The following is a 14,409-nucleotide window of genomic DNA, read 5'->3' as shown; positions in this document are numbered from 1 at the left end:
GATCCGGTCCCACTGTTCTGGCGTTAAGTCATGTCGTGTACTCATCATATTCACATCTTAACATCTATCGAAATATTTTTGAAATAGGTTCTAAATAATAGAAATGATATTTTTGTATAAAATATGATTTCCTATTTTTCTGTGTAATTGAAAGTATAGATTTATCCTTGTCGAATGATCTCCCCAAATGCATTCGGTAACGACTTCTGGAATTGCTCAATCAATTCTACTCCAAAGATACAGACCGATTGTTCCCAAGGATGTCCAAGATAACCCCACTTGAAATTTTTTTCAAGGAAGAGGTAATAGTCCCCTTCTGGAAAGAAACGGTTTACCCATGATATCTGTAGAAATGGATTGAAATGATAGCAATTATGTTCCCAATCCAAAGAATAAAGATATTCCTCAGGAATTGTACATGTTTGTAGAGCGATGAGACTTTTCTTGGTTAAATCTTCATTTAGTTCGTAATATGTATCTTGGCATTTATCTTTTTCTTTCGATAACCGACGAATGAGTCGATCTCTTAATTCACTTTCTTCTCTGAGGGCTTTAGGTAAGACTAAGGTGGTGTGTTGCATCTCTTGTTCTACGAGAAGCGCCTTAATTACAAATTGTGCATGGTTTTCAGTTAGAATCCTTTGCTTTGGCCATACACTTCGAAGTACATCCATTGTTTTATTGAGAGCTTCCCACATTTTAGAGATATCATAAGTGATGTAGGGACTCGGCGGTATAAAACTAGGCCAATCATTCTTGAGTACACTCGGTTTAAATTGGAACTCATCATAAAATCGATTCCAAACCTTATCATATTCCTCATCTGTAAATGGAATCCAGTTTTGCTGTGGATTGATCATAAGTCAACCTTTCTTTGAGAGATATCGATTTAATTGAGAAAGGATGGGGGAAACATTTTTACTCAATATACCCCTTGGTTATATTACAGAAACTATAGATTAACGGTGTTAAAGCCCGGAAGTCCTCCGAGCTTAGCCGACTCAATAGCTTATGATTATCTTCCAAGCGCTTGAGCCGGGGGTAAGCGGTGCGTTCGATGGAGGCCAACGTCCATTTCCCACTCATGCATTTCGTCTGTAATTATTGCCATGCAATTTTTTCGACTTCGGCTTGGGGGTCGGAACGAGTCGCCTGAACGTAAATCATCGTCGATTATCCCTCGCCCACACACCAACCAAATCACCTGGTACCATCTCTCCTCCGACTGACACCAACCTTAACTGAGGCAATTCTGACTGATCCAGGTGCCGCATCAAAGTCAGAGGCAATTCAGCGATAGTAATACCTTGTGTCTGCATCAAAGTGGTAAGATCCGCCGATGAACGTCTGTCCAAAGAGCTCGCAATAACTAAGGGAACACCTGCGATCAAACTCGTAAATACTTCAAAAACTGATACATCAAAACTTAGCGAGGAAAATTGTAAATTACGGTCTGCATCTGTGATTTCAAATTCTTCAGAGGGTCAGTGTGGCCACCCGTCCTTGGCTACTACCATGATCTATTTTACCATAGCAATTCTTGGACAGGAACAATGAAAAAAGCCTTCCATCGGAGAATCTGTAGGAATGATGATCAGGTATAGAGAGAGGAAAGATGCATATCTGGAGTGGGGAAGTGCCTGGAACTACATTGTTGAAAAACCGGAATTCCCTGAATTAAAGTCAGAATAGCCTTGGGATGGATCATGTGGCGTTCTTTATTGCAGAAGAACAGTTCGAAAAAGCGGTGAATGTCCTGAGAGAAGCCAAAGCAGCCATCGTGCGACCGGTGAAGCGCGGAACAGGCTGGACAGTGAATTTTCTGGACCCGAATGGCATTCAGTTTGAACTCCATACGTCAAAATTAGATGATAGGATGAATGTCTGGCAATAAAATAACGAAATTTCAATAGAAACGTCTCTGACGACAAAAGAACCGAGATCAGATTAGAGCCGCAACTCGCTCATTTACTGAAAACGATTCCCTTGTCATATCAATAGTTTTGTGAAAATAAAAGCAGCATATAGAAGAAATTCCACGCTTATTAATCAAGATGTGATTCTATTAGCTGTGTGGCAATGGTTTTAAGTTCGGATGTAGGCCCGGTAAAACCGTATACTGGAATGGATGCCATAGCCCCATTGATAAGCAGCATCAATTGATCGGTTAGTCTATCATCTTCGGCGCCTGCCTGTTTGCTTAAACGGGCCAACCGTTTTCGCAAAGCACGATTATATTCGATAGCGATCAGATGAACAGGATGATTTTCTTCTGAAAATTCGGCAAGGGCGTTTAAAAAAGCACACCCGCGATGATGCTCAGGCTCCAATATCTCAATGGTAGCATCGATGAACGCTAACAGCTGCTCTTTTGGTGAACCGTTATGGTTTGCCAATACTTTGTCGAACGTTTCCCAATTGATTTGATCATGCTCTTCCAGGTAAGCAATGATTAAAGACTCTTTCGTTGGGAAATGACGATACAATGTCGTCTTGGCCACGCCAGATTTTTCAACAATTGTATCGATGCCGACTGAACGAATCCCTTGACGGTAAAATAAATCGCAAGCGACTTCCAGTACTCGTTGACGTGCTGATGATGCTGCTATACTACTCACCTGCCGATAAAATTTGTTTACATGTAAGTATGATATCACTTGTCCCACTTAAGCATCAATCTGAGAAATCCCGCCATCCACTGGCAGTTCCACCCCTGTACTAAAGGTAGCATCAAAAGCAAGAAACAAAGCGGCTCTCGCAACCTCATCTGCCGTTCCGTGACGTTTCATTGGTGTTGCCTCGTCTCCAGCCATCACAAGAGCTGCCCGTTCTTCTTGCGTGGCACCGGCAACCCCCATCGTTGGAGTTGTGATAAAACCGGGGGCAACCGCATTTACTCTAATATTTCTTGGCAAGAGCTCAGCCGCAAACCCTTGCGCAAACGAGCGGAGGGCGGCTTTGGTACCGCAATACACGCTCATGGTAGGTGTTGCAGTAGCCGGAGTAACCGTAGTGAATACGAATGAACCACCATCTTGCACTAAAGGAGCCAAGCGCTGTACGGTGAAAAACGCTCCCTTGGTGTTGGTGTTAAATTGCCGGTCATAGGAAGCCTCGGTTACCTGATCGAAGGGTTCAAGCTCCGCAATGCCCACGTTAATGAATACAGCGTCAATTTTGCCCAACTTGTCTTCAACGTATTTTCCCAGCTTTTGAATATCCTCCATATTGGATGCGTCCGATTGAACGACATGCGCCTTTGTCCCCAGCTTGCTTCGAACGGATGCAATATTTTTTTCATTTTTTCCAGTGAGCAATACTTCGGCGCCGCCATCGATTAGCGATTCAACAATGGCCAGCCCCATGCCATGTGTTCCACCGGTGACAACCGCTTTTTTGCCAGCATAAATATTTAGAGTTGTATTCATATTATTCCTCCTGGATTAACATAGGGATGAGTCCCTTCATCCAAAACGATACAATACTGTATTGTATCGTGTCAAGATGAACTTTAGATGTTTTCCAAACTTAACAACATCAAATATTTGCAAAAAATACTTCATAATGAAATATTCGTCTGATGTAATGACATATGGTAGTTAAAAGGGAAGTACCAACGTTCGGGGGAGAAATTAACCAATTGCTACCCTATATTTTTTCGGAAGAGGCAGAACCGTGGCGTTGCGGTGGATCCGATCCAACGTTGCAGGAAAGGTCCGATTTTCAGCACAGCGACATCGTCGTCGCTCGACCCGAGTCACGACGGGTCGTGCTCAGCGGCTTCCCAGGTCAGCAGGTAGTGTACCACGATCCGCTTCGACTCAGGCGTGTCCACCGGCGATGCGTACCGTGCCTGCACCTGCAGGCTGAGGTATCCGACCGGGGCACTGATCCAGCGGCTCTTGACAGTTGGCGGCGCCTGCTTTGAACCGGGATCGGACGCCTGCGCATGCCACTCCCCTATTGCGCGCTGATCCAGGCCGAACTCATCAGCCGCGGCGAGCAGATGGTCCCGGGCATCAGCGAGTGTTGCCGGGTAGTAGTGGATGTCGAGCGTGGTCGGTGGCGCGTTCGCCGGGTCAGGTGTCCCGAGCGAATCGAACCCGACCATCCGTGCCGTAACGGCGAGCTGCTTACCCTCCGGCAGCAAGACGCGCACCTGGAACGGATTTTGGTTCGAATGCTGGTAGGTAACCTGGGAGCGGCCAGCCAGCATGCCCGCCTCCTCGCGGCTGGGCGGTCGGGTCAGATCGAAGTGACCCTCACTGTGCTCAAGGACCTGCTCCACCTTCGTCGAGGTAGCCTCGCGCTCCTCAGTGCCCATCTCGCACCCTCCTAGGCTCAGCCAAACCGTACCTGCCACGACCAGCACCGACATCGATCGCCACAGTCTGCGGTCACCAACGGACATCGAACCCCCAACCGGAGACCCACCGCCTGACGTTGTTTTTACTTTAGATATGATCAACTTTTTCTCTACGATTCCGTCTAGGGAATATGTATGGAAATTATCCATTCTATCCCTCTCCTTGATTCTCGGCCACGGCCTAATGCTCACCTTATATTACCCCCCCCATTTTTAAATGAAAATCAATTTATCGACATTTTGATTGTAGCTATTAACTTTAATAATTACAATGAGATTTCTGGAGGTTCACTAACCCGTATGCTTCCCGATCTGCCCACCTCATACGGCAGGCTGTACTTCCCATCCTTTCTCAAGATTTTTTTCATGATAGATATCCACATTTTCTGCGAAATACCCATCTGAGTTTGTATTTCTTGATCGGAAAACCGCTTTCGCCACTACGTTAACAGTTTATGCTACCATTCATGGCTTTGCTTTAGAAAGTCACCATATGGTATGATCGTTTCAAATATGTTCCATTTTCTCAACTTCCCTGCCGCCATTCGCCCCCCGATCGCCATCGAAACGATATACAGCAACTTGTCCTGCTCAATGGTAAGGACGAAGACGAATGCGTCTTTTACGATCCATTTCATTAGGCGTACATTTCTTTTTGTGATTCCTTAGGCAGCGTCTTTCCCCCATTTCTATCTCATCCCATTTAACCTAACCAAAAGAGATCCAAGGGTCTATCACCTTGGATCTCTTTTTGATATAAATAGAAATAGAAGAACTTATAACCAGGAGGCGTTCATGTACGCAAAATTGCATTCCGGTGCGGTGTTGGGGATTGATGGATACATCGTCGAGGTGGAAGTGGATATCAGCAATGGACTGCCCGCTTTTGAAGTGGTGGGGCTGCCGGATCCGGCGGTGAGGGAAGCGCGGGATCGGGTGCGATCGGCGGTGAAAAATACAGGATATCCGTTTCCGTTGCAGCGGATCACCGCTAACTTGGCACCGGCGGACCGGAAGAAGGAAGGGGCCGGGTTTGATTTGGCCATCGCCATCGGAGTGTTGGCGGCCAGCGGACAGGTGCCCGCGAAAGGAATGGAACGAAGTCTATGGCTTGGGGAACTGGCCCTGGACGGCAGTTTGCGTCCACTTAACGGGGTGCTGTCCATGGTAATGGCCGGGAAGAAAGCGGGCTATGATCGAATCTACCTCCCGGCTCGTAACGCATCGGAAGCTCGGTTGGTGGAAGGGGTGGAAGTGATCCCCTTGCGTTCATTAGCCGATGCCGTCAGCCTGATGCGGGGAGAAGCCTCGGAAGTGTCGATGGAAAAAGCCAATCCGGCAGAGGAAGCGGACCCGCCGTTTGACGATTTCACCGATGTGCAGGGACAGCTCCATGTCAAGCGGGCCATGGAAGTGGCCGCGGCGGGCATGCACAACTTGCTGTTTATCGGCCCACCGGGATCCGGCAAAACCATGTTGGCCCGGCGGCTGCCATCGATCCTTCCCGATATGTCTCTGGAGGAATCCCTGGAGGTGACTAAGGTAGCCAGTATCGCTGGTCATTTGACTCAGCGGGGACGGTTGGTAACACGTCGGCCGTTTCGCTCGCCCCACCACACGATCTCCCAGGTGGGGTTTATTGGAGGAGGCGGAATCCCGAAGCCGGGGGAGGTCAGCCTGGCCCACCGGGGTGTGTTGTTCCTCGATGAATTGCCGGAGTTCTCCAAAAGTGCCCTGGAAGTGTTGCGCCAACCCCTGGAGGACCGGGAGGTGACCATCAGCCGGGCCCGCGCCGTGCTTACGTTTCCGGCGGAATTTATGCTGGTAGGTTCGATGAATCCCTGTCCGTGCGGCTACTTTGGCTACGAACAAGATCGCGCCTGCACCTGCTCCCCCCACCAAATCCAGCGTTATCGTTCCAAGCTCTCGGGCCCGTTGTTGGACCGGATCGACATCCATGTGGAAGTGCCGCGGGTGGACTACCGCACGTTGACGGATACCACCCCCGGGGAATCTTCGGAAACCGTGCGGGAACGGGTGTGGCAAGCCCACGCCATCCAAGCGGAACGGTTTGCCGGCAGCAACGTCCGTACCAACGCCTTTATGCCGCCTGCCGCCATCCGGAAGCACTGCGCTCTTTCCCGCGAATCCCTTGCGCTCCTGAAGCAATCCTTCGATGCGCTGGGTCTGTCTGCCCGTGCCCACGACCGCATCCTGAAACTGGCCCGCACCATTGCCGACCTCGCCGGGGAGGAACAGATTCAGACGACCCATGTAGCGGAAGCGATCCAGTACCGTTCGTTAGACCGAAAGTGGTGGGAGTGAAGGGGATAGGAAGAAACAAAAGAAATCGGTATAATCAATTGCGTAGAGAAGGAATCAGCTGAGGCTTTATTAGAAGAATCCCTGGAGAGTCTTATAAAATTGACTGATTAAAGGAGTATTTGCGAATGAACCGGGAACAAAAGCTGGGCGGTTTATATGGACTTTTAATTGGCGATGCTGTTGGGGTTCCCTATGAATTTCATCCGGCTGAAGAATTACCACCGTTACATGATTTGGAGATGATCCCCCCAAAATCCTTTCCGCGTGCACATGCCCAAGTGCTTCCGGGGACGTGGTCGGATGATGGTGCCCAAGCTTTATGCTTATTGGAGTCTTTAGTGGAATGCGGACAACTGGAACTGACTGACTTTTCACAAAGACTGTGGGCTTGGTATGAACGGGGATTGTGGGCAGTCGATGGACACGTTTTTGATGTGGGAGTGCAAACGGCAGCATCTTTACGTGCGTTTCATTCGGGAGCGTCACCGGAACAATCCGGCAACGCCAATCCGGACGGTAAAGGAAACGGATCCTTAATGCGCGTGCTGCCCTTGGCTTTATGGCATAAAGGGACAGATGAAGAATTGGTGAAAGACGCTCATATGCAATCATTGGTTACCCATGCTCATCGGACCAATCAAGTTGCTTGTGCGCTGTATTGTCTGTGGGTACGTGAAGCGGCAGCCGGAGTGGAAATGGAAGAGGGATATGGGTATGCGGTAAAGAAGCTGAGAGCCATCTATGGAAATGAAAGCGAAGAGCGCAAGGAGTTGGACTGGTCGATACGACCAGAGGCAGAAGCGGTTAGCCATGGCGGGGGGTATGTCGTGGAAACGCTACGAAGTGTCAGGATCGCAACAAAGGAACCCTCCTATGAAAAAGTGGTGAAAAAGGCGATCTCCCTGGGGAACGATACGGACACAAATGCTGCCATTGCCGGGGGGTTATATGGAGTAAAAACAGGTGTGTCCGGGATCCCGCAACGTTGGTTGGAACGATTACGCGAAAAAGAAAAAGTAGAGGAACTCGTGCAAAAGTGGATAGGGAAAATGGATTAACGCATCGTCATGCTATGGTGAACTTCTCATCATGAGGGAAAACCCCACTCCACTTTCCAAAATCGGTTCTAAGTCTGTATTAGCATCCCTTCTACCCTTTACAAAAAAAGAAGGAGCGGCCGTGAGGCTTGCTCCTTCTTTTTTGCATCACATTCAAAAAGCCAACTCCTCCCCCATCTGCCGCTTCCATTGTCGGGTCCGGATATCGGCCTGGCGGATAATTTCGGGCACTCGGCTTTCGCTGCCTGCCAAGTGCATCGTAAAGTCGACAGCATTTTGAAGGGTAACCCGATTGCCGACCGATACATAAACCGGCTTTCGGCCGGTTTGCGTCCGCAGCACCGCACCGACGGTCTCTCCCCGATCTACGATGGGAGAGAAACTTCCTCGTTTTGTTCCAAGTGAATCATAGCTTCCGAGAAAATGGGACTTGGCCACCCCGATGGTCGGTCGGTCAATCCATAATGAAGCATGGGAGGCCAGGCCGAGTCGGCGGGGGTGAAGGATCCCGTTCCCGTCGAAAAATACGAGATCCGGGTTGGATCTTAACTGTTCCCACGCCTTTAAAAATACAGGCAATTCGCGGAAGGCCAGTAAACCGGGAACATATTCGGCGGAAACCGCATCTGCATGGGAGACCACCTCTATGATCTCCATAGTTGGGTACGCCATCACGACAATCACCGCCGCCGCTTGTCCCGCGGCATAAGCCAAGTCGACCCCTGCCGCCACCTGTGGCAATCCCTCATAGGAAGAGAAGACAATTTCTTTTCTCAACGTTTGTTGAATCTCCACCATTTGCGTCGGCGATAGGTTAAAAGTGTGAATCGGTTTGATGTTGATCCTCTCCCTCCATCCATCAGTCAGCCGCTTCCAAATACGGTTTTAACACTTCGGCTCGCGATTTTTGCATCCGGTACAAATGAAGCGGGCGTCCGGCGGGACGGTAGTGGAGATCGAGGGACAGGTAACCGAGCTCGGTGAGAAACTTCAGGTACTTTCGCATCGATACGCGGGAAACTCCCACCTGATCGGCCAGTTTTTCCGTGGAAAAAAAGTCGTCTCCCATCGTCGAAATCGCCTTCACCACTCGTTGTAGCGTCTCTTTCGTCAATCCCTTGGGCAGTTCTCTGGATGCGGGTTGATTGGCCGGGTGGAGTAGCAATTGGTCCAGCTTATCCTGGGTTAACTCCTCCTGCTCGCTCAGCAGTTGATGTTCTCGCTGATAGGCACGGAACGCCGCCTGCAAACGCTGAAATTCAAAGGGTTTGATCAAATAATCCACGGCTCCCAAACGGAGTGCCGTTTTGATATTGGCGATGTCACTGGCGGCAGAGATGACGATAACACCGACACTGCTCCCTTTTTTGCGAATCTCCGACAAGAACTCCAATCCGTTTTTGCCGGGCATGAAAATATCCAGCAAGACGAGGTCGACCGCATGGCTCTCCAGAAAATGCAAGGCGTCGGAGACTCCCGATACTATCCCCACACACGTAAATCCCTCGATGGATTCCACATAGCGCCGGTTAATCTCCGCCACCATCGGATCGTCTTCCACGATCAACACCTGAATCACGGCTTTCCCTCCTCTTCCCGAAACGGCAATTTCACTGTGAAACGCATTCCCTTTTCCCCGGAAACCAGGGTCAGGGTCCCTCCCAACTGTTCGACACTTTTCTTGACCAGATGGAGCCCATAGCCGCGGTCCTCCCCTTTGGTGGAGAATCCTTTTTCAAAAACCGCCTCCCGCTGCTCCACCGGAATTCCCACCCCATGATCCTCTACGATCAACGTAAGAGTTTCTCCGTCGTAGTCCAGAAGCACCTCCATCTTTTTCGGTCCATTGATTTCATCCATCGCCTCAAATCCGTTTTCGATCAAATTTCCCAGGATCGTTACCAGTTCGTGGACGATTTCCGGACCCTCCAGCCGCGGAAGGGGATTCTTCCCTGTGATCTCCAACACGACGCCCCGTTCCCGAGCCACACTCCATTTGCTCAATAGAAAGCCGGCGAGGACCGGATCTTTAACGAGCCGTGAGACGGTACCGATCTCCATCTGCTGATGGTCGGTGATCCGTCGGATATAGGCGGGGAGTTCGTTTCCTTTTCCCATGTGTACCATTCCCAGAATGACATGCAACTGGTTCATAAACTCATGGGTTTTGGCCCGAAGGCCGTCAGCATACAACTTGACTCCTGTCAATTGTTCAGCCAGCTGCTTTAATTCCGTTTTATCCCGGAACGTGGCGATCGCCCCTACCACTTGCCCTTCCACCATCACAGGAATCCGGTTGACGACGAGCACCATCCCGTTCAGTTCCAACTCCCGGTCGTATTCGGCGTGTTCACTTTCCAATACGTGCCGCAGACGCGATTTGGGTAAAAAGTCCTCGATCGCCATGCCGATCGGGTCCTCTACGATCCCCGCCCGCCGAATAATGCGATGAGCTTCCGTATTGGCCATAATCACCGTTCCTTCACGATTGATCGCCAAAATTCCCTCCCGCACTGATTCCAGCATGGCGGTCCGTTCTTCCAGCAATCCGGCAATCTCATGGGGTTCCAACCCGAACAACACCCGTTTGATCTTCCGTGCCAACAGCAATGCCCCGAACAGCCCGGTCAAAATCCCGACGCCGATTCCGGCATAGATGATGCGGGTGCTTTGAGAGACCGCCTGCAAAATATCATCCATCAAAATGCCCACCGAGACGGCTCCCACCTGCTCACCCCGGTCGTCGTAAATCGGGACAAAAGCACGCATCGAGGTACCCAGCGTTCCTTCAGCCACAGACAGATACTCTTCTCCTTGCAACACGCGCCCCTCGTCCCTGCCGACAAAACGTTTGCCGATCTTCGTTTCATCGGGGTGGGATTTCCGGATGCCATTCATATCCATCACCACGACAAATTCTACATCGGTGGCTTGTCGCACGCCTTCGGCAAAAGGCTGAATCCCCGCTTCCTCCCGTTCTCTTTTCAGCGCTTCGATCACACTAGGCGAACGGGCCATGCTCTGAGCGGTATCCCACACTTTATCCGCCAGACTCGCCTCCGCCCGTTCCGCTACTTCCTTTCCGATCAGAACTCCGGTTACAGCCAGGGCCAGGATGACCACGCCGCACACCATGAGAGCGATTGCGGTTTGCAGCCGAATGGTCCGTTTTCCCCATTTCATATGCGTTCCCCCGGTCGCAACACGTGCGTTTGTTCCCTATTGTACCGTGAAAGAAGAAAAGATATAAGGATGAGAATATTCCAAAACCATCCTGCTGTCTCCAGATTCCTAATCTAGAGGAAAACCATCATGAAAAAACCGCCCCATAGGGGCGGTGAGGCTGCTGACAAACCCATCACGGGACGGTCGGGGAGGTTTTCCGTCTCCGCTCCAATGCGTGGCAAGTCGCTCGCCGGAAAACCACCCCTCCCTGTTTATTAACCATCCCAGTAGGTTTGTCATCAAGCTGGGTGAGGCTTCCTCTTTCTATTACAACCCATCCAGGTAGCGGCGGACAGAGGAAGAGAAGGCATCCCTCGACGCCCGATCCCAGTTGATGGACCATGTCATCACCCCTCGGAAAGCCGGATAACCACCCGGCTTTTGCAGACGGTAACTCCCTCCGAAGGATTCTCCTTTGGCCAAATAGCGAAGCGCCTTTTCGATCTCCGCCGATGCCAAGTATCCCCCTGAAGGCGCTGCAGAAGCAGTGGCCGGCAGACCGAACGCCACCTGGTCTTCCCGTAGAGGCGGAAAGATTTGATTGGGGTTATGGGCCACCGGGAAACCATGCAACAACATCTCCGCCATCGCCACTTGGAAATCGGCGGTTCCCTGGGAATAAACACGGCCGTCCAATGCGGTCATCGGTCCGGAATTGTAATGTTGTACATGGATGAACGTCAGCTCGTTTCGCAAGGCGTGAATCACGGGCAGATACGCTCCCCAAGGACCGCCATAGGCGCTGTACCCCCCTTGGACATATGCCGTTTCCGGGGCCATCGTCAAAACGAAGTCGGATCCAAACCGGCTGCGAATCGATTGAACGGCGGCAATCATATGGGTGATGGCAGGCGTGGTCGGGTTGCGAAAATCCGTGTCTCCACCGTCCAGGGACAGCGAACTTCCCTCCAGGTCGATGTCCATTCCGGAAAACCCATACGTTTGGATGATCTCCGTCATGGAACGGACAAATTGCTCTCGCTGTGCGCTGTTTTCCAACCGGACATGGGCGTTGGCCCCGCCGATCGAGATCACTACTTTTTTGCCTCGGCTTTTGAGATATTCCACATCCGCTTTAAATTCCTCCGTGGTCGCATTAAAAGGGGTGAAACCCATCTCCCCTGGAACGCGGCCGGTCGGTTCCGCAAACGCGACATGAATGACGTCATACCGGGGCGAAACATCCCGCAGGCGAATGACGCTGGATCCATTGTCAAAATTGTGCCAATACCCGATAAGCAGTTTGCCGTTGCGAATCTCCCCGCCAGGCTCCGTCTTCACCCGCACCGCCTCGCTTGCTTCCGACTCATTTCCGGCGGCATCCTTCGCTTTGACGGTAAAGGTGTAAGTCGTATCCGGCTGCAAACCCGTCACCCGGTATGAAGTGCCCGTCGTTGTCCCCGCCCGAACACCGTCCCGATCGATGTCGTATCCGGTCACGCCCACGTTGTCCCGTGACGGATTCCAGCTCAGACTCACACTCGTATCTGTCTTGGTCGTGACGGTTAAGCCCGTCGGCCTACTGGGTGCCTCTTGATCCTCTTCAGGCGATCCCTCCACCGCCTTCCACAACGCCGGAACGCGATCCGGCTCCCATCCATCCTGTGAAGTATGAGCCTGGAGGCATTCATAGAGACTGCCCTGGTAAGTAACCCGATCCCCTTTGCTGTAGGCCACTTTCGGTTGCCATTGCTCGGCAGCACTGGCCTGAAGCGGAATCATCCCCAATAGCAGCGTTAAAACCAACGTAAGCACCATTCCCCGTTGGAAGCTTGTCCATTTCATCCCCATACTGCTTCCTCCCCTTTCACCATGTTTGAAAGAATAGAATATTTTGTTATTTATGTTTATGGAATCTTGCTTCTTTTCGGAAATCACGGCAGGCGATCCAGATAAGCACGGTGATGATCGGAAAACTCAAACCCATTAAATCGGTCCCAGTTGATCGACCACGTCATCAACCCTCGAAAAGCGGAGTATCCATTGCTGTTTCTGAGCTGATACCGCCCTCCGAAGGATTTCCCTTGGATCAGGTAGTCTAGGGCTTTGTGTACCTCTTGCGTGGAGGTATAACCGTTGCCTGCGTTTACGCTGGCAGGCAAACCGATGACCACCTGCTCCGGCCTTAAAGGCGGGAAAACATGATCCGGGTTGCGGCCAACGGGAAAGCCTTGCAACACCATTTCAGCCATGGCGACATGGAAGTCCGCATTCCCCATGTGGTAGTACTCATTGTCCAAAGCCATCACCGGGCCCGAATTGTAATGTTGGACCTGCAGCCAGGACAAAATGTCCCGCAACTGATGGATTACCGGAAGATAAGCGCCGGCACGGTTGTCCACACCATTGCCGTTTCCGCCATAATGGGTGTACCCTACTTGCACGAAAAAGGTTTCCGGTGCCATGGTTAAGACGAAGGAGTCGCCAAAATGGTGATGGATCTGACGGATCGCTGAAATCAGGTTGGTGATCACCGGGGTGGTGGGGCGGTTGATATCCGTATCCCCTGGGTTCAGATAGAGCGAGTGTCCTTCCAAGTCGATATCCATCCCGTCAAATCCGTATTCTTCGATAATGGAAATGACGGATTGGACAAAACGATCCCGGGCCTGGGTCGTGGTCAACTGAACCTGCCCTTTTTCCCCTCCGATGGAGATCAACACTTTTTTCCCTTGCGATTGCAGAAAAGCGATATCCGCTTTCATGGCTTCCTTGCTGTGATTGTACGGCGCAAAGCCGATGTTGCCGCTGGTGGATCCGCCGACCGGTTCGGCAAAGGCAACATGGATCACATCATAATGGTCAGACACATCCCGCAGACGGATAAACCCGGATCCGTTGTCAAAGTTATGCCAATACCCGATGAGAAGTTTGCCGTTGCGAATCTCCCCGCCGGGCTCCGTCTTCACTCTCACCGCCTCGCTGGCTTCCGACTCATTTCCGGCGGCATCCTTCGCCCGGACGGTAAAGGTGTAGGTCGTATCCGGCTGTAAGCCCGTCACTCTGTGGGACGTTCCCGTCGTCGTTCCCGCCCGAACATCGTCCCGATCGATGTCGTATCCGGTCACACCCACGTTGTCCCGTGACGGGTTCCAGCTCAGACTCACACTCGTATCTGTCTTGGCCGTGACGGTTAAGCCCGTCGGTCTGCTGGGGGCCTCCCGATCCTCTCCGGGAGTTCCGTCCACTGCCTTCCACAGCGCCGGCACGCGATCCGGCTCCCATCCATCCTGCGAGGTATGAGCCTGGAGGCATTCATAGAGACTGCCCTGGTAAGTAACCCGATCCCCTTTGCTGTAAGCCACTCCCGGCTGCCATGTCGCCCCTGCGCTTACTTGCAGCGGAATCATCCCCAAGAGCAACGTAAATACCAGCGCAAATACGACTGTCTTCCTCGCCATCTTCCGTGGGGGACTTGTCCGTTTTGCTCCCATT

14 protein-coding genes are annotated in these 14,409 nt (G+C 51.3%); 3 read left to right on the top strand and 11 right to left on the bottom strand.

Annotated features, from left to right (window positions below):
- Window positions 1–161: 161 nt before the first annotated feature.
- Entirely contained in the window at window positions 162–860 is a 699-nt protein-coding gene (locus JOE21_RS15985; RefSeq protein ID WP_309868283.1) for a DUF2716 domain-containing protein, read from the bottom strand.
- A 303-nt stretch (window positions 861–1,163) separates the two neighbouring features.
- Window positions 1,164–1,466, bottom strand: coding sequence for an AMP-binding protein (locus JOE21_RS17855; RefSeq protein WP_374709401.1), 303 nt, complete (start codon window positions 1,464–1,466; stop codon window positions 1,164–1,166).
- A gap of 233 nt (window positions 1,467–1,699) precedes the next feature.
- Here JOE21_RS17855 and JOE21_RS15980 point away from each other — a divergent pair, with 233 nt between their 5' ends.
- Window positions 1,700–1,894, top strand: coding sequence for a VOC family protein (locus tag JOE21_RS15980; RefSeq protein ID WP_309868282.1), 195 nt, complete (start codon window positions 1,700–1,702; stop codon window positions 1,892–1,894).
- A gap of 151 nt (window positions 1,895–2,045) precedes the next feature.
- Here JOE21_RS15980 and JOE21_RS15975 read toward each other — a convergent pair whose 3' ends face one another.
- The 4 genes from JOE21_RS15975 to JOE21_RS15960 form a co-directional block, all read right to left on the bottom strand.
- Entirely contained in the window at window positions 2,046–2,666 is a 621-nt protein-coding gene (locus JOE21_RS15975) for a TetR/AcrR family transcriptional regulator (RefSeq protein WP_309868281.1), read from the bottom strand.
- The gene (locus JOE21_RS15970; RefSeq protein WP_309868278.1) at window positions 2,667–3,428 is read right to left on the bottom strand and encodes an SDR family oxidoreductase; all 762 of its coding nucleotides are present in this window, start codon (window positions 3,426–3,428) and stop codon (window positions 2,667–2,669) included.
- A 329-nt stretch (window positions 3,429–3,757) separates the two neighbouring features.
- Window positions 3,758–4,324 (bottom strand): hypothetical protein, encoded by a 567-nt coding sequence (locus tag JOE21_RS15965; RefSeq protein WP_309868277.1) that lies wholly within the window; start codon window positions 4,322–4,324, stop codon window positions 3,758–3,760.
- Window positions 4,325–4,824: 500 nt separating this feature from the next.
- Window positions 4,825–5,004, bottom strand: a complete 180-nt coding sequence (locus tag JOE21_RS15960) for a hypothetical protein (RefSeq protein WP_309868276.1) — start codon at window positions 5,002–5,004, stop codon at window positions 4,825–4,827.
- A gap of 157 nt (window positions 5,005–5,161) precedes the next feature.
- Between JOE21_RS15960 and JOE21_RS15955 the strand changes: the two genes are divergently transcribed.
- Window positions 5,162–6,691, top strand: coding sequence for a YifB family Mg chelatase-like AAA ATPase (locus tag JOE21_RS15955; protein WP_309868275.1), 1,530 nt, complete (start codon window positions 5,162–5,164; stop codon window positions 6,689–6,691).
- A gap of 125 nt (window positions 6,692–6,816) precedes the next feature.
- Window positions 6,817–7,749, top strand: a complete 933-nt coding sequence (locus JOE21_RS15950) for an ADP-ribosylglycohydrolase family protein (protein ID WP_309868274.1) — start codon at window positions 6,817–6,819, stop codon at window positions 7,747–7,749.
- A 153-nt stretch (window positions 7,750–7,902) separates the two neighbouring features.
- On the opposite strand, the gene JOE21_RS15945 is transcribed toward JOE21_RS15950, so the two are convergent.
- From JOE21_RS15945 to JOE21_RS15925, 5 genes are all read right to left on the bottom strand, one after another.
- A complete protein-coding gene (locus JOE21_RS15945; protein ID WP_309868273.1) occupies window positions 7,903–8,526 on the bottom strand; it encodes an endonuclease V in 624 nt (207 codons plus the stop codon).
- A gap of 82 nt (window positions 8,527–8,608) precedes the next feature.
- Entirely contained in the window at window positions 8,609–9,328 is a 720-nt protein-coding gene (locus JOE21_RS15940) for a response regulator (protein WP_309868272.1), read from the bottom strand.
- Window positions 9,325–10,932 (bottom strand): DcuS/MalK family sensor histidine kinase, encoded by a 1,608-nt coding sequence (dcuS, locus tag JOE21_RS15935; protein ID WP_309868271.1) that lies wholly within the window; start codon window positions 10,930–10,932, stop codon window positions 9,325–9,327. Before dcuS ends, JOE21_RS15940 begins: the two co-directional genes overlap by 4 nt.
- 309 nt (window positions 10,933–11,241) lie before the next feature.
- A complete protein-coding gene (locus JOE21_RS15930; RefSeq protein WP_309868270.1) occupies window positions 11,242–12,765 on the bottom strand; it encodes a carbohydrate-binding protein in 1,524 nt (507 codons plus the stop codon).
- An 83-nt stretch (window positions 12,766–12,848) separates the two neighbouring features.
- Window positions 12,849–14,408: a chitinase gene (locus tag JOE21_RS15925; protein ID WP_309868269.1), complete on the bottom strand. Its 1,560-nt coding sequence runs from the start codon at window positions 14,406–14,408 to the stop codon at window positions 12,849–12,851.
- Window position 14,409 lies beyond the last annotated feature (1 nt).

Source organism: Desmospora profundinema (assembly GCF_031454155.1).
Taxonomy (GTDB): Bacteria; Bacillota; Bacilli; order Thermoactinomycetales; family DSM-45169; genus Desmospora; species Desmospora profundinema.
This window is presented reverse-complemented; position numbering and strand designations above follow the sequence as displayed.